We start from the raw sequence: 16,473 nt of genomic DNA, 5'->3' as shown, positions 1-16,473 counted from the left end.
TGGGGAGAGGGGTTGGGGTGTGGGGTTGAAGCCTTACCAAATAATATTTTGTGCAGTTTTCTTTTGAGACGGCCTCGTTTCAATTATATCAGCTAAGCCTTATTAAGTGCTTATTTTCAATTTCTGTCCTGTTTTTACGCTGTTTGAGCGCAAACCATTCATTTTCTTGATTTTCTCGATAGAGATACCGCCATAACGTTGTGAAATTTTCCAAAGCGTGTCGCCTCTTTGTACAACATGGTACTTAGGTTTTGTACGCTCAATTTCTTTATGGCTTTTTCTTTCGGCTTTTATGGTGCGCTCTACTTCGGCTACTTCTTCGTTGTCATCGTCGAGTATCACCAAGCGCTGGCCTACCATTATTTTCGACGACTTCATCTTGTTCCAAACTCTGATGTCGTACATATCAACATCAAATTTCTCGGCTATTCTGTTTAGCACATCGCCTCGTTTAACAACGTATACTCGTTTCTTAACCTTGCGTATCTTTTTCACTTCTTCTTCAACACGCTCGGGTTTTACGTTTTCGTCGTCTTCTCCGCCAGCATCATCGGCTGTGGCATATTTGGTGTTGCCACCTATGATAATCACACCCGGTTCGGCTTGTGATTGGCGGTCTGACGCCAGCATTACAGGCCCGTGGTCTCTTGATGCCGAGTCCAGAATCATCTGGCGGTTCTCCTGAAAGAAAGCAAAACTTTCGGCAGGTATTTTTATATCTAATCCACGGCTCCAGCTTGGTGCAAAACCTTTCAGGAAATGAGGGTTTAACAACTGAATATCGTCCATGCTGATACCACTTGCATTACTGAAAGTCTCAAGGTCTACGTAGCCGTCAACCGTAATGGTCTGGAAATCTCTCGGCCCCATTTTCAATGAGTCTTCGGCCACAATACCATATTCGTGGGCATGATGCATCATATACATGATAGCCGTAAATTGTGGTACATAAGTGCGGGTGTCTTTATGAAGATAAGGGTGAAGTTGCCAGTAGTTAGTAATATTGCCTGCTCGGCGGATGGCTCTTCTCAAATTACCTGGGCCTGTGTTGTAAGAAGCAAGTACAAGTTCCCAGTCGCCAAAGATGCGGTACAATTGTCTGAAATATCTACAAGCAGCATCGGTAGATTTTTCGATGTCCATTCTTTCGTCTATATATTCATCTACTCTCAGGCCATGCTCACGCCCGGTTGGTTTCATAAACTGCCAAAGGCCAACTGCTTTTGCTCTTGACACGGCTTTCGGATTCAGACCTGACTCTATGAGTGCGAGATACTTAAGTTCGTCAGGCATTTCATACTTTGCGAGGTATTTCTCGAAAATCGGGAAATAAAAATCTTTTCTTTCAAGCATACGCTTGGTGAAGCTCGGTTTTTTGTAGATGAAGTAGTCTACAAAACTATGAACAGTGGCATTATACTCTAATGGCATTGTTCTTTGCATTTGCTGGAAACCTTCACGTACTCTGTTAACATCAGCAGAAGGAATAAAGGCCTCAACAGGGGTGATTTGCTCAGCGATTGTGGTGTCTTCCACAGAAACCGGAATGGCTTCTTGAGGGATTACAGACTGGGCATGCGACGCAACACTGGCACTGCCAATAAGACTCGATAGAACGAGCAACTTCTTGAATAATGTCATAATTTCAATCTCGTTAACTAAGGGACCTTAGCTTTTGTTATGGATATAGGAAAGCAAACTTTTCCAAAGTTAAACCATAACCTCTTGTTTGTCAAGTAATTGTAAAGTTTTTTTTGATATTTTCAAATTTTTCTGAAAAAATAATAAGGGCTTTAGAATTAGTTTGAGTCAAAGTTTTTGTTTCAAAATGCGTGTTCGGGCTTTTCATTGTTCAACAAAAAGCGGTCATTTTGAAGCAAACAGGGCGATTTTCTCAGACCTCTTCTGTGCTTATTATCACTGCAAAAATTTGGCAAAAGCAAGCAATTCACTTTCTTCAAAATTCTTGCCAAGCACCTGTATTCCAATCGGTAAACCGTCAGCACTCTGACCGTTCGGTATCGAAATACACGGATTGCCAATCACGTTCGCTTGCACTGTAAAAATATCAGCTAAGAACATTTGCAACTGATCTTCCGATTTTTCTCCAATTTTAAAAGCTGGTGTAGGAGTAGTAGGCGAAATTAAAAAATCGTATGTCGACAAGATTTTATCTGTCGATTCTTTTATTAAACGACGAACCCTCTGTGCTTTCGTATAATAAGCATCATAATAATCTGCACTTAATACAAAAGTACCTAAAATTATGCGTCGGCGCACCTCTGCTCCGAATCCTTCGGCACGGGTTTTCTTGTATAAATTTTCCAGATTTTTTATCTTCTCTGCACCCGCCCGATAGCCGTATTTTACGCCATCGAAACGAGACAAATTAGAACTGGCCTCGGCAGTTGTAAGTATATAATAAGTAGGAAGTAGATATTTTAGCAATGGGTAGTCAACAGCTTCCACCACATGCCCTTGGTCTTTTAACCAATTTATTTTCTCAAAAGTTCGTTGCTTTACATCTTCGCTCAGCCCTTCGCTTTCAAGGGCCTCTCTCATGTAGGCAATGCGGTAGTGTTTTTTAGGCTCCAGATTTGCCGAATACGCAGGCACCGGCTTTGTTGAAACGGTGGTGTCGTACTCATCGGCACCGGCCATAATTTCGAGCAACAGGGCTGCATCGTCAATGTCACGGGTGATAGGCCCAACGCAGTCGAACGACGAAGCGTAGGCAATAAGGCCCCATCTTGATATGCGTGAATAAGTAGGTTTTACCCCAATTACGCCACAAAAAGCAGCCGGCTGGCGCACCGAACCGCCTGTATCAGAGCCCAACGAAGCCAGGCACATATCGGCTTGCACTGCTACTGCCGAAGCCCCCGAAGAGCCTCCCGGCACACGGCTGGCATCGGCATAATTGCGCACAGGGCCAAAAGCCGAGTTTTCGTTTGATGAACCCATCGCAAATTCGTCGCAGTTCTGGCGGCCTATAATAATCACGTCTTGGTCAATCACACGTTGTACAGCCGTTGCCGTAAACTGCGACTCAAATTTATCGAGTATCTTGCTGGCAGCTTGTAGCCCGTGGTTTTGGTGTGCCAGCACATCTTTTACACCAATCACCATTCCGGCCAGGCGGCCTGCTGTGTTGTTTCTGATTTTATTGTCAACCTCTTCGGCCTGTTTCAAGGCTTCGTCGGCATATACTTCTAAAAAAACATTAAGATTTTTATTTTCTTCAATTCGTTGCAGATAATATTTAACCAATTCAACACAAGATGTTTCTTGCTTACTGATAGCCTCCTGAATTTCTCTTAATGAATTATATTTCGCCATTTTGTAGGTTTTTCTTTTGAAATCTGCCTTTTTTAAAAATAGTGCCTGCGCTACACTTACAAAGTGTAAGCTTTGGCGTTTAAAACTGTTTGAAGTTGCAATTTCCTAAAAAACTTTCAGAATTGAAATGAAAGCCAGAGATTATTGCCTACAAAATGGGGCATAAACCTTATCTAAAACAAAAAGCCCCATTCATAAAAGAATGAGGCTTTGAGCTAGGTTAATGTCTTTTCTTACTAGGTAGGTATTCAATCAAGAGGTAGGGATTCAGGCTCTTGTTGCATATTTGTTAATTTTTTGAAACAATTCTTTGGGGTTAAAAGGCTTGGTAACAAAACCATTCATGCCTACCTGATATACTCTATCTTGCGTGTTTAATACAGAGGCGGTAAGGGCAATAATTGGCGTTGTTTTGTCGAATTTTCTTATATTTTCGGTAGCTGTATAACCATCCATTTCGGGCATTAAGAGGTCCATTAATACAATCTGGTAATCGTTCTGCGCCAGTTTTTCAACGGCAATCCGGCCATTGGCGGCGGTGTCGTAGTGCATTCCCCATTTTTCCAGAAATCTGGTTGCAATTTTTACGTTAATAGGGTAATCTTCTACCAATAGTACTTTCGTACCTTTCAGGGTTTGTTCGTCGAGCATTTCTTCTTTTCTTAAAACTCTTTCGGGCTGTGCGCCTCTTTGGAGTTCAATTGTAAAATAAAAAGTTGAGCCCTGCCCTACCTCGCTCAATACATTGATTTTGCCACCGTGCAAATCTACCAGTTTTTTGGTAATGCCCAGCCCAAGGCCGGTGCCACCAAAACGGCGGGTTGTTTGCTTTTCGGCCTGCGCAAATTTCTCGAAGATTCTCGATAAATTTTCTTTGGCTATACCAATGCCAGTGTCTTTCACCGAAAACTCGATAGCCACCGAATCATTAAGCAGATAATTCATGCGGGCTTTCATGCTGATGCGCCCTTTGTCGGTAAATTTCACTGCATTGTTTACCAGATTATTCATTATCTGGCTCAGGCGCAGTGGATCGCCGACTAGGTTTTCGGGAATACTGTCGTCAAATTCCAAATCAATCTCTACCTCTTTAGAGGCGGCATGTACTTCTATCGATTTCTTGATGTTCGTCAGTAGGTCTTTTATGTTAAACTCAATGTTTTCGAGTTCAACTTTGCCGGCCTCAATCTTACTGAAATCAAGAATATCATTGATAAGCACATTCAGGTTTTCGGTCGAAAACTGAAGAATCTTCAGATTTTCGGTCATTTCAGCGCTATGTTTCTCCTGTTGCATCAGGTAGGTCATGGCAATGATTCCGTTTAGCGGTGTTCTGAGCTCATGGCTCATCATCGATAAAAACTCAGTTTTGGCATCAGAGGCCTTGTCGGCTTCATCTTTTGCTCTTCTTAACTGGATTTCGATGCCTTGTTGATAAATCAACAGTTTTTTAATGAATACAGCGATTTCGAACAGATTATCATCATTAAATTCGGGTAGTTTGTAATGCTTGGGTAAATCAAGTTTTGCAATTCCCTCTGTAAGTTTCTGAACAGATTCCCTTTTTTGCTCAATTTCTTCCTGTAGTTTTCGGTTAGCTTCGGCATATCTTCGTTCACTTGGGCGCACCTGCGCTTTCAGTTGTTCTTTTTCATGTTCGAAGTTCACACACAGTTTGTTAACAGCGTTCAGAAAACCATCCATGAATTTATACCTTGAATGGTTTTTGGGTAAATGTTCGTTAATTAATTCAGCAAATAATAAATGATAATTGTCGGCATCCATAACTTGTTTCATACTCTTAGTGATAAGATTGGGTTATGAGTTATTTTGGCAATCAGGCGCACAGGCTCCCGCATTGCTTTTACATCAAAGCACGTTTAGTAATGGTTGGTGATGTGGTTAATTATAAAGGATGGCCGTTTTTATATAATTCAATTCGGAGCTGGAAAACAAGCAAATATGAGCGCAAAGTTTTTCCCGGACAGGGAAATCAATGGGCACCTTATGGTCTGAAACTAAATTCAGATGGGGACATCTGATAAGCTTCGCTGTTGCCATCTACCAGTAACGATAAATGGGTTTTGGCACGCTTATTTTTAATTTAAAATAAGAATAAAAACAGGTAAAAATACTTGCTTGCTCGATAATCTCTCTTTATGAATTAGCTGTGGGTACTTGGTGATTGGCACGGTCTTTGTCAATATTAAATTGAGGTGAAGGACTTGAGTCAATCGGGTAATTTCATCGTGTATTGCTTAACTTTCTCTCAAAACGAATAATAAACTTACGTTTTCGGCGTTTTGTGAGAAGCGTATTCTATTAATAGGACAAATACTATACCGTTTTTTTTGATTAAACGGCGTACTTTTTTTATTTGATACAATTCTTAGCTGTTGCTCTTGAAGTCTCCTTCTTTTTATTTAGATTTATTAAACTTTATTTTGCTCAGAAATGCGGCAATGATTATATATTATTCGGCGGATTTCTTACGTATTTTTTGCTTTGTAGATATAAAAATATGAACAGAAAATTACGTCTAAATACAATACAAATGCTTTGGTGTCAGAATAATTATCTACTTTTATAAACCATAATAGCATTTAGCACGCCTTGATGAAAGCAGTTTTCGGAGTTATTTTATTTACTTTTTTTGGCTATTGTGCTATATCAGTATGGGGCTTTATGGCTGTGTTGCTCAATACCACATTTATAACTAAAGAAACCTTACTGTCGCCCGAAGCGATGTTTGAGTTTTACACGGCTGCCCCCGAAAGTTATCTGCTGAGCAGGCTCGGCATAAACTTTGTTATCAGCCTTGTATTTGGTGTATTTCTCGCCTTTTTATATGCCTTGATACGTCGATTTTTTATGCTTCCCGAAACCGTGATAGAAAAAGTAAATGCGCTTAGCTTTTTCAAATGGCAAACATTGGCCTTGTTTTGTTTTGGCATTGGGTACATAGGCTGGCGGGTTTACAAGATTTTTCACCCCTACCCTGAGATTTTACTCTGAAATGCTTAGGTCCGTAGTTCCTCACTGATTCTCACAAAACCCTCAAAACCCCACCATCAGCCCTTAAACTTGCGCCGTTGGTTGCAACTGCCAAGGGACTGCACAGATACGCAGCTAATGAGGCAATTTCTGCCGGCTCAATGAAGCGTTGCAATAATGAATCTGGATTGGTTTGCTGCACAATGGCATTTTTCATTTGCGCTACGCTCAGGTTTTGTGTCTGCGCAATATGCTCAACGGTAGCCGCCACACCTGCCGAATAAGTCGGGCCTCCCAAAATAGTATTTACTGTTATTGCTGTGCCCTTGGTTAGTTTCGATACGCCGTTGGCTACGGCCATCATGGCGGCTTTACTCATGCCGTAGTGAATCATGTTTTCGGGTACATTCACACCTGATTCGCTACTGATAAACAGGATTCTACCCCAGTTTTTGGCAAGCATCTGTGGCAATATATGCCGTGATAATCGCACGCCGCTCATTACATTTATATCAAACATCCTTTGCCAGTCGGCATCTGAGGTGCTTTCAAAGTCTTTCAGTTCAAAAATACCGACGTTGTTTATTAGCATATCTATGTTGGTTAATTGCGCAAGTAAGTTTTCTATCGCTTGGGCATTGGCAAAATCGGCAGCAATGCCAGCTACTTTTGCCTTCGGGAACTCGGCTTGTAGTTGGGCAACGGCCTGCGCAGTTTTATCGGCATTGCGGCCATTAATTATTACTTCGGCGTTTTCGTTGAGCAATTGTTGAGCAATGGCATAGCCTATGCCTTGCGTAGAACCACTAATAAAGGCCCTCTTTCCTTCTAATTTCAAATCCATATTTTTGGGTTTATAGTTTTTTTATTTTTGTAATGATTGATACATAAATACCTAAAAAAATTAGCTGAGTACAGCTAATTGCATTTCTATTTGTTGTGCCAGCAGTTGCGGGTCGGGGTATATTCGCCGTAGCGTGTTGAGCCCACACCAGAAGGTAATCAGGTATTTGCCTAGAATGTTGGCGTCGGTCTGGTTACTTATTTGTTGTTTTTGTTGTGCCTGCCTGATGGCCTCGGTGTACATCTGCTCTACTTCTTTCAATATATCAGCGGCTTGTTTCTCAAGGTCGGCATCAATATAGGTCATTTCAACCACCGTATTGGCTATAATACAGCCCCGTTGGTGCGAAGCCACAGGCTCATGAGCAATGCTTCTGAAAAAAGCTTTTATGAGTTCGATAGGTGATTCGCTCTGCTCAAGTTCTTTTTTAAATGCCATAAATGCGGCACGGCGTTGCTGAATAGCTTTACCGAAAACCTCTTTTTTACCGCCTTTAAAGGTATTGTAGAAACTGCCACTCCCTGCGCCTGTTGTAGCGAGCAAATCGCTGAGCGAAGTAGCGGTGTAGCCTTTCTCCCAGAAAACCTGCTGGGCTTTACTGATGAGTTCTTCGTTTTCAAAAACAACTGGTCGGCCTCTCATATTTTATTTTTGTATTGAACATTACAAAATTAGTAAATTTGTTTCAACTCCCAAACAATTACTTCATCGGGAACATTATAAGCCTTTGGGGCTGTTGATTTACTAAGGGGCTAATAGCTTCTTTATTAATCATTGGCATATAAATCAGTTTTTAATACTATACCCAGCGCACACATGAAGATTTTTCCACTCAACGAAGGCTTATTTACGGTTGATTCGACCAAAGTATTTGTACCCTTTAACAAAGAAACCGACCGAATGACGGATATTCCGGCTGGAAGTGTTCTACTGACCGTACAACCGTTTTTAATCAGCGTTGGGTCTGATATAGTTTTGCTTGATGCCGGGCTGGGTTTTGCCAAAGATGGCCAGTTACAGCTTATGAGTGCTCTGCAAAAGCTGGGTATAAAGCCCGACGATGTTACGAAAGTGATATTATCTCATTTGCACAAAGACCATACAGGAGGGCTAGGCCAAACGCTTGACAATGGTGAGTATCAACTAAATTTCCCGAATGCGACGTATTATCTCCAAAAACGTGAGCTTGATTATGCCCTTGCGCAAAAAGGAAATGCTTCGTACCATGAGCCAACGTTGTTGGGGCTGAGTAATCATGCACAAATAGAATTTCTGGAAAGCGACGAAGGGCAAATCAACGAACATATTAGCTATGCCGTAAGTGGTGGCCACACACCATTTCATCAGGTTATCTGGATTAGGGAAGTGAACGAAACCGTTTTGTTTGCCGCTGATGAACTACCTCGCACGGCGTATGTCGAAAAAAACTATGCTTATAAAAACGATTATGATGGTAAAAAGGCTCAGGAATCGAGAAAACACTGGATTGAACAAGCCCAAGCCGAAAACTGGACATTGCTGTTTTATCATGATTTCAAAAAATCGGTAATGAAATTAACGGAAGCATAAGCTCTTGGCCGTTTGTTGTCGGGTGTTTTAGTCAGAAAAAGCCTCAACTCCAAACGATGGTTAAAACTTGTGCGATGGCCGAATGATTGAAAAATCCTAAAATCAGCCTATTATGTACTAACCTGCTTAGCTATAAAGCCGGAATTTTGCAATGTTAAACACAAGCAAATGACACCGGAATCTATTTTTATGACAGCCCTCGGCGCTGTACTCATCGCAAGCGTATATATCATGCTTTTCTCGTTGGTAAAAGAACCCAACCGACAAATTATTAACGCATTAATTATTGCCGGAGCAGGTGCTACCTACTGGAGCAGCGGACTAGGTTATTTTGAATTTCCGTTAGGCGTAATCATGATTTTTCTGGCTTTTAAGGGGCTAAAAAACTATAAGTTTCTGGCCGCAGGCTGGTTGGTGCATACGGTCTATGATATTTTACACCACCTATATGCCAACCCAATAGTACCAATGGCTCCCTCCTCTTCGCTCGGCTGCGCTATCTGTGACCCGATTCTGGCTATCTGGCTTTTTATGGGTGCACCAAATGTTTTTGATTGGTTTAGGGGGAAGGGGGCAATACGAAATGCCTAGTTAATTGCTATCTGTTTATTAAGATTCAAGAAATAAACGTTCCTCAAATAAGAAGAAAAAGGCGATTTCTCAAATTTTCGAGGCAATGTGCCCATATTTCGTTCAAAAACATGGATAGTCATTTGGAGACGTATCGCAATACGTCTCTACGTCTCTATGAGACTGCTAAATCATTTGCTTTTAGCCTAAATTTAACTTCATTTATTTAATCTACTATCTAAAGGTCGTGGCTATTTAATTTACAATAAAAATCCTCCCTCCACACCCACCCCAATTTTATTCTTCCCAAAATAATCCCTAATTTGCTACAAACAAAACCTGATTTCTATGCTTACTAATGTTGAACATATAGGTATTGCCGTAAAAGATATGGCAGCGTCAAATGAGTTGTTTACAAAACTGCTGAATATAGCCCCATATAAATCTGAATCGGTGGAGAGTGAGGGCGTGCTGACTTCTTTTTTTAAGGTGAACGAAACCAAAATAGAGCTATTGGAAGCTAGTAATCCAGCTAGTGCTATTGCAAAGTTTATAGAAAAAAAGGGCGAGGGAATACACCACATTGCTTTTGAAGTTGACGATATTCTGGCAGAAATGAAACGCCTTGAAGCCGAGGGCTTTGTGTTACTAAATGCCGAACCCAAACTCGGAGCCGATAATAAGTTAGTGTGTTTTTTGCACCCAAAAAGTAGCAATGGGGTTTTGGTTGAGTTGTGTCAGGAGCGGAGATAGTATTTTTACCTTACATATCTATGTTATATTTCAGAAAGCGCAGGCAAGTATTCAGAGAACCAATCAGGTAAGCTATTTGCTTTAAATATTTGGGTATTGCTTGCGCTATGAAATAGCAACTTTGCATCTGTTGTGTTATCTACAATTACAAGCTCATCTAACAGATTGTAATGTTTGTTTAATTGGGTAAGATTACCATAATAGTTGCGTTCCACTTCGTTATATTTCACAAAATGCCCACCTGTTTTTACCCGTTCAGTAACCCGCTTCTGAGATAGTTCTAAATTTCGAACCATCAGGAAAAACATCGTGATGCGATAATTGTTTTCTCTGAATTGTTGAATAACAGTCCAGGGAGCTTCACTACTGAAATGACCTTCGTATGCAAAATCAGACTTAGTGCTGATTGCTTGACTTACCAATAATTCAAAATAATCAACCGTATTCTTGAAGGCTTCATCACGAGCATATTTAGGAGACCTAATCTGTGCAGGAAAAATCAATGATAATTGTTCTACAAAGTATTTATCTCCATCAAAAACTTTTAAAGCCGAAAAAGACGCGGGTAATAAATCTGCTGAAAGGGTAGATTTTCCTGCACCATTTGCTCCTGTAATTACAAATAACTCAGGCATCTTGAAGCTTATATTTTTGACGAAAATCGCTTAAATCTTTTCCTTTAAGTTCTTTTATACTCGCATAGTCTTGAAATTTATCGTCAAATTCTACAATTTCAACCCGTCCATCAGCATATTCCATATATGCCTGATTGGTAGGTAATTCGCCATAGCTCTCTACCATAAACGGAAAACCAGCTTCATGTTTTTGTTTACGTAGTGTGGTGATACGTTTTGTAACTCTGCTTTCAAAATTATAATTCAAGACTCGCATTTAGATTTCTTTGTTTTAGTAAAACTAAGCATTTTTATTCAATTTTCCTCAAAATTCAGCTTTAGCATTAAAACGCATTCTAATCATTCCAAATTATTGAGTAGATAATCTGTTTAATATTACTTATCAATCCAAAGCAAAAAAGGCCCTGTTTCCAGAGCCTTTTTTGTGTTTATATTATTGAAGTTGTTTAGTATTATTTCTTTCGTTTAAAAATGTGTTGTTTTGGCTGTGACTGCATCAAATAATTTCAATCATAGCTCTGCTATGGAATTCCATTCGGGCTTTCATTATTTGATTTGTCTCGCTCAAAACACCCCTATTTTTAAACAGAAATTAAACTACTAAACAACTTCATTTTCTGATTATTGCGCCTAGTTCTTTTTCGTAGGCGGCTATCAGGCGTTGCATTGTTTTGTCGATGGTCTCGTCGGTGAGTGTTTTTTCTTTGTCTAACAAAATAAAACTTACCGAGTATGATTTTTTGCCTTCGCCGAGTTTTTCGCCTTGGTAAACATCAAAAATATTTACGGCTTTCAGTAAATTACGTTCTACTTTGTAGGCAATGGCCGATACTTGGTCGAAACTCGTAGCCAAATCTATCACCAACGATAAATCTCGGCGTACTTCCGGGAACTTCGCTATTTCAACATAAGCTACTTTCTCCGAATATTGTTTCAAAAGGAATTCCCAATCGAAATCAGCATAGAAAACGGCTTGTTTTACATCGGCCAATTTGGCTATTGATGGTTTTACCAAACCAAGGCTCACAATAGGCTTTTTGTTTACTATGTAAGTAAGGCCATATTGATACACAGGCGAGCTTAGCTCTTGGGTATCAAATTTTGCTACCTTCATGGCTTTCAGTACTTTTTGTACTGCCAAAGCCAAATCGTGGAAACTCACAGGCGTGCTGGCTGTTTGCCATGTTTCGCTTTGTTGGTTGCCCGTTAGCCACAAGCTCAGGTGCTTGCTCTCTTTGTATTTTTTATCTTGTCCTTCTTCTTGTTTCGTGAAATACGAACGGCCAAATTCAAACAATTTCAGGTCTTTCTGGCGACGATTGATATTATAAGCCACCGATTCCATACCTGTCAGCAATAGGCTCTGGCGCATTACCGATAATTCTTCGCTTAGTGGATTCAACAAAGTTACCTGTCCGCCTTTGGCAAGGCTTTGCAGGGCATCGTTATATGCAGGTTTGGTGATTGAAAGCGTCTGAATTTCATTGAAGCCATTGGCTGCCAACAATTCAATTAAGCGCATCTGCAATTTATCGGCATCTTTATCAGGGAAACTCGACAGGTAATCGGCCTGTAAGTTTTCTGAAAGCTCAATGTTATCGAAACCATAAATGCGAAGAATTTCTTCAATTACGTCGGCCTCACGGGTTACGTCAACACGGTATGGCGGCACACTCACGGTCATTTCGTAGGCGTCGTCGCTCAACACATTTATATCAAGGCTCTGAAGAATCGTATGAATCAGCTCATCGTCAAGGTTTTTACCAATCAGACGGTTGATGTTTTTGTGTTTAACTGTAATAGTAAGGTTTTCGATTGGCGCCGGATAATTATCTATCACACCATCCAGAATCGTGCCTCCAGCAAGTTCTTGCATCAACAAGGCCGCTACTCTAATAGCAAACGGCGGCATGTTAGGGTCGGTGCCACGCTCGTATCTGAAAGAAGCATCTGTTTTAAGGGTATGAAACGTAGCCGTGCGACGCACCCAAACCGGACTAAAATAAGCTACTTCTAAGAACACATTGCTTGTAGTAGCCTTAATACCCGATTTTTGTCCGCCAAATACCCCTGCAATAGCCATTGGTTCTTCGGCATTGCACACCATCAGGTCTTGTCCAGAAAGAGTTCTTTCTACACCGTCAAGCGTTACGAATTTTGTTCCTTTCTCTGGCACACGCAGCACTATCTTTTTGCCTGTTACCTCGTCGGCATCAAAGGCGTGCATGGGTTGCCCAAGCGTATGGCATATATAATTGGTAATATCTACAATGTTGTTAATAGGGTTTAAACCTATCGAGAGCAATGCTTTCTTCAACCAATCAGGTGATTCCTGCACGGTAACACCCTGAATCTCGAGCCCACAAAAACGTGGACAAGCCTCGGTGTTTTCGATAATTACTTCAAAATCTGTTTTCTGTGCAGAAACAGCAAATTTTTCAACCGATGGCAATTTTATTTCACGACCCAACACGGCTTTTAAATCACGGGCTACACCATAGTGTGAGGCCGCATCGGCACGGTTAGGCGTAAGACCTATCTCAATCTGAAAGTCAGGTTCTAAGGCAAAATATTTAGCAGCAGGCGTGCCATTTGGCAGGTCGGTATCCAAAACCAGAATACCATCGTGCGATGTTCCGATACCGATTTCATCTTCGGCACAAATCATGCCTTCTGATGGGTGGCCGTAAACCTTGCGTTTGTCAATCGTGAACGATTTACCATCGGCAAAATAAATGGTTGTGCCAAGGGTAGCAACCACAACTTTCTGGCCTGCACGTACATTGGCTGCGCCACAAACGATAGTCGAAGGGGTTTCGGTGCCAATATCAACAGTTGTAAGGCTCAATTGTTTTTCTTTCACCATAAAGGTTTCGCAGGTAAGCACCTCTGCTATCACAAAGCCTTTCAGGCCGCCCTTTACCGATTCTATTTCTTCAATTCCTTCAACTTCTAAGCCAGTGCCTGTTAATAATTTTCCGATTTCCTCCGGTGATTCATTAATCTCTATCAGACTCTTTAACCAATTATACGAAATTTTCATGCAAACAATAATTGTAGTGAAATGGCCGAGGATTATGCCAATTGAGTGATTTAGTGATTGAGCGAATGAGTGATTAGGTTTTATATACTATATCTGCTTCGTTCACTTACTGATTGTCAATTGTTTTTATGCCTGTAATGCTAGCCAGTAAATTTTGGCAAAGATAAAGATTTAGCTTAAATATATTGTTGTAGGTGGGGTAATATCTTGGTTGATGCTGTTGCGTAAAAACTGCTTTTTTACTATAACTTTATTTCTGATTTCTCCGTCAATCTCTATTATGATGTTATAAATAGTGTTTTCGATAAAAGACAAATTACTGATAAGCACTATTTTACCTTGAGTGATAATAAAATAGTACAAATCTAAACTCAGGCAAAACCCCGTAAAAATACCCTATGCTGGTGCTTATCCGCTACCGTGCCAAAAAATCAAAACCCTTTCAAAAACTTATTTTGTATCCACTAAATAATATTATACGTATAGCGTAAAACTTGGCATTGAGTTTGTAAGGATTCATATCGAATGCTATGCGTGAATATTTTTTAAATCTTTCTTGATTGCCTCACTGTGGGAAACCAAAAAATGTATCCGCTTAGTAAGATTCCAAGCTTTTTATACCTATTGGCATAAGTTTCGCATTATCTATATTACAATATATTCAGTGAATAAGGGCTTTAACTCCATAAAAACTAAGACAATGGCTTTGAGAAAAAACATAAAAACTGCTAAAAGTGCAATACTGGGGCTGTCGCTGCTGGTAGCACAGGCTGCGCTTGCGCAAGCACCCGAAAAAGCCCAACCTGCTTCTGATGTTAATTTTACTGATTTCCAATCGGGCGTTGTGCGTATCGAGAAAAACAATAAAGTTGGTTTTCTTGATAAAGAAGGCAAAGAAGTTGCGCCAATTAAATATGAAAGCGCCTACGACATGACCGAAGATATGGCTGCGATTCGTAAAGATGGCAAGTGGGGTTTTATGAACAAAGCAGGTAAGGAGGTTATTGCTTTTGAATATGACGATGTACAGAATTTCTCAAACTCGTTGGCCGCTGTTAAACTTGGCGACAAATGGGGTTTTATTGATAAAAAAGGTAAAGTAAAAGTGCCATTTGATTACGACAAAGCATTGAGTTTCAGAGAAAACCTAGCGTTTGTAAAACAAGAGGGCAAATGGGGTGTAATAAACGAGAAAAACCATTTTGTGGCAAAACCACAGTTCGATAAAGTAGAGAGTTATTCAGAGGGCCTTGCGATGGTTGCCGTTGCCGGAAAATATGGTTTCATAGATACCAAAGGCAAAGAGGTGATTCCGATGGTATATAAAGGTGCCAAAAGTTTTGTTGAAGGCAGAGCCGCTGTAAAAAACGACGCTAAAAAATGGGGCTTTATTGATGCCAACAACAATATGGTGATTGCCGCCAACTACGAAGAAGTAGATAATTATTCGGAAGGATTAGCCGTAGTACGCAACCACGATAAATGGAAAGTAATTGACAAAACCGGTGCTGATTTGGTAGCAAGTACCTATGATTTTATTCAGGGAGCTTCAGAAGGAATGATAATTGTTTATACCAACAAAAAATTTGGTGTGATAGACAAAACCGGTAAAGAAATTGTGCCTGCAAAGTATGATAATCTTTGGGGATACTCGGATGGATATGCAAGAGCGATAAATAATGGCAAATACGGTTTCATTGACAAATCCGGGCAGGAAGTCATACCATTGATTTATGATGATGCCTACAACTTTTCTGAGGGTTTGGCCAGAATCAGTCTTTTCGGCAAAAGTGGATTTATTAATAAAAACGGACGTGAGGTATTTCCTGATAATCAAATGCCAAAAAGCATTTTATCAAGCATAAACAACGATTAGTTTACATTGAATTAATCTCTGTTCAATTAGCGAGGTGCCGTTTCGGCATTTCGCTTTTTTTGTTAAAATCATTCATCGTTTGTTCCTCTTCCCGTTGTACTCTTTTTTTTCAGCCTTTGTTGTTTTGTTTTCTTTTGTGTTGTAATGCTTAAATCATTAGCACATCAGATTTTTTTCTTTAAACATTTTACTCAACTTCTTTCTTTCTTTTTTGATTAACTTCATTGACTCTTTTGAGATTACTACTTTAGAGCTTTCGTCTTTTGTCTCTTTAGTAGTTGGTTTGTCATCGTTAGCAAAAGCGGCACTTGAAGTTAAAATTGTTAAAATAGCAATTGTCAGAATCTTTTTCATTTTTTTACTCAATAGTTTGGGTTATCGTCCCTGTTGGTTTGATGTTACAAAAATACATCGTTCAAAGGGAGATTTGGGACCGTTTTCGATGAAAAGACAAATTTAAAGCTTTTTCGGAAACATTTCCAAGATAATTGGTATTAAACGGCGACGTTTGGTAAGGTTAGACCGATAAGTGGCAGTTTGTATCGACAAGTGGTAGAAAATAGCGGAAAGATGGCGGATAGTTTCGGTGAATGGCAGGAAATGAGGGTTAAATGGTGTGTATTTCCGGTAAGTGGCGGTATATTTTGGCAAAGTGGTAGATGGTGGCGATAAGTGGTAGGTTTACTTAGATAATTGGCGAGATTTGCAGGTAATTGTATATGAAGCCTTAACACACTTTTTATACTATGAGCTTTCGGTTAGCAGCTAATATAAGTATAAGTAGTATGGCGGTCTAGTATTTATTTGCAGTGAGTAAGTATTAAAATTTTGCCCGATTACCTGTGCCTTA

14 protein-coding genes are annotated in these 16,473 nt (G+C 40.1%); 5 read left to right on the top strand and 9 right to left on the bottom strand.

What is annotated here, in order from left to right:
- Positions 1 to 102: 102 nt before the first annotated feature.
- The 3 genes from WAE64_RS13920 to WAE64_RS13910 form a co-directional block, all read right to left on the bottom strand.
- Entirely contained in the window at positions 103 to 1,641 is a 1,539-nt protein-coding gene (locus WAE64_RS13920) for a lytic transglycosylase domain-containing protein (protein WP_340237426.1), read from the bottom strand.
- 276 nt (positions 1,642 to 1,917) lie between these two features.
- Positions 1,918 to 3,339 carry an Asp-tRNA(Asn)/Glu-tRNA(Gln) amidotransferase subunit GatA gene (gatA, locus tag WAE64_RS13915; protein ID WP_340237424.1) on the bottom strand — a complete coding sequence of 474 codons (1,422 nt, stop codon included), beginning with the start codon at positions 3,337 to 3,339 and terminating at the stop codon, positions 1,918 to 1,920.
- Positions 3,340 to 3,606: 267 nt separating this feature from the next.
- Complete coding sequence (locus WAE64_RS13910) at positions 3,607 to 5,136, bottom strand: ATP-binding protein (protein ID WP_340237421.1); 1,530 nt, start codon at positions 5,134 to 5,136, stop codon at positions 3,607 to 3,609.
- A gap of 819 nt (positions 5,137 to 5,955) precedes the next feature.
- On the opposite strand from WAE64_RS13910, the gene WAE64_RS13905 reads away from it, so the two are divergent.
- The gene (locus WAE64_RS13905; protein ID WP_340237420.1) at positions 5,956 to 6,354 is read left to right on the top strand and encodes a hypothetical protein; all 399 of its coding nucleotides are present in this window, start codon (positions 5,956 to 5,958) and stop codon (positions 6,352 to 6,354) included.
- A gap of 31 nt (positions 6,355 to 6,385) precedes the next feature.
- On the opposite strand, the gene WAE64_RS13900 is transcribed toward WAE64_RS13905, so the two are convergent.
- Both WAE64_RS13900 and WAE64_RS13895 read right to left on the bottom strand, forming a co-directional pair.
- Complete coding sequence (locus WAE64_RS13900) at positions 6,386 to 7,177, bottom strand: SDR family NAD(P)-dependent oxidoreductase (RefSeq protein ID WP_340237419.1); 792 nt, start codon at positions 7,175 to 7,177, stop codon at positions 6,386 to 6,388.
- A gap of 60 nt (positions 7,178 to 7,237) precedes the next feature.
- Positions 7,238 to 7,819: a TetR/AcrR family transcriptional regulator gene (locus WAE64_RS13895; RefSeq protein ID WP_340237417.1), complete on the bottom strand. Its 582-nt coding sequence runs from the start codon at positions 7,817 to 7,819 to the stop codon at positions 7,238 to 7,240.
- A gap of 174 nt (positions 7,820 to 7,993) precedes the next feature.
- Between WAE64_RS13895 and WAE64_RS13890 the strand changes: the two genes are divergently transcribed.
- The 3 genes from WAE64_RS13890 to mce all read left to right on the top strand — a co-directional run bounded on the left by WAE64_RS13890 (position 7,994) and on the right by mce (position 10,069).
- The gene (locus WAE64_RS13890) at positions 7,994 to 8,746 is read left to right on the top strand and encodes an MBL fold metallo-hydrolase (RefSeq protein WP_340237416.1); all 753 of its coding nucleotides are present in this window, start codon (positions 7,994 to 7,996) and stop codon (positions 8,744 to 8,746) included.
- A gap of 168 nt (positions 8,747 to 8,914) precedes the next feature.
- Positions 8,915 to 9,337: a DUF6010 family protein gene (locus WAE64_RS13885; RefSeq protein ID WP_340237413.1), complete on the top strand. Its 423-nt coding sequence runs from the start codon at positions 8,915 to 8,917 to the stop codon at positions 9,335 to 9,337.
- A 327-nt stretch (positions 9,338 to 9,664) separates the two neighbouring features.
- The gene (gene mce, locus WAE64_RS13880) at positions 9,665 to 10,069 is read left to right on the top strand and encodes a methylmalonyl-CoA epimerase (protein WP_340237411.1); all 405 of its coding nucleotides are present in this window, start codon (positions 9,665 to 9,667) and stop codon (positions 10,067 to 10,069) included.
- 23 nt (positions 10,070 to 10,092) lie between these two features.
- On the opposite strand, the gene WAE64_RS13875 is transcribed toward mce, so the two are convergent.
- From WAE64_RS13875 to pheT, 3 genes are all read right to left on the bottom strand, one after another.
- Positions 10,093 to 10,704 carry an ATPase gene (locus WAE64_RS13875; RefSeq protein WP_340237409.1) on the bottom strand — a complete coding sequence of 204 codons (612 nt, stop codon included), beginning with the start codon at positions 10,702 to 10,704 and terminating at the stop codon, positions 10,093 to 10,095.
- Positions 10,697 to 10,960 carry a hypothetical protein gene (locus WAE64_RS13870; RefSeq protein WP_340237407.1) on the bottom strand — a complete coding sequence of 88 codons (264 nt, stop codon included), beginning with the start codon at positions 10,958 to 10,960 and terminating at the stop codon, positions 10,697 to 10,699. Before WAE64_RS13870 ends, WAE64_RS13875 begins: the two co-directional genes overlap by 8 nt.
- Before the next feature lie 354 nt (positions 10,961 to 11,314).
- Complete coding sequence (pheT, locus tag WAE64_RS13865; protein WP_340237405.1) at positions 11,315 to 13,747, bottom strand: phenylalanine--tRNA ligase subunit beta; 2,433 nt, start codon at positions 13,745 to 13,747, stop codon at positions 11,315 to 11,317.
- Between the two features lie 700 nt (positions 13,748 to 14,447).
- Here pheT and WAE64_RS13860 point away from each other — a divergent pair.
- Positions 14,448 to 15,623 carry a WG repeat-containing protein gene (locus WAE64_RS13860; RefSeq protein ID WP_340237403.1) on the top strand — a complete coding sequence of 392 codons (1,176 nt, stop codon included), beginning with the start codon at positions 14,448 to 14,450 and terminating at the stop codon, positions 15,621 to 15,623.
- A 156-nt stretch (positions 15,624 to 15,779) separates the two neighbouring features.
- On the opposite strand, the gene WAE64_RS13855 is transcribed toward WAE64_RS13860, so the two are convergent.
- Entirely contained in the window at positions 15,780 to 15,977 is a 198-nt protein-coding gene (locus WAE64_RS13855) for a hypothetical protein (RefSeq protein WP_340237402.1), read from the bottom strand.
- Positions 15,978 to 16,473 lie beyond the last annotated feature (496 nt).

It is taken from the genome of Emticicia soli, from assembly GCF_037860775.1.
Classification (GTDB): domain Bacteria; phylum Bacteroidota; class Bacteroidia; order Cytophagales; family Spirosomataceae; genus Emticicia; species Emticicia soli.
This window is presented reverse-complemented; position numbering and strand designations above follow the sequence as displayed.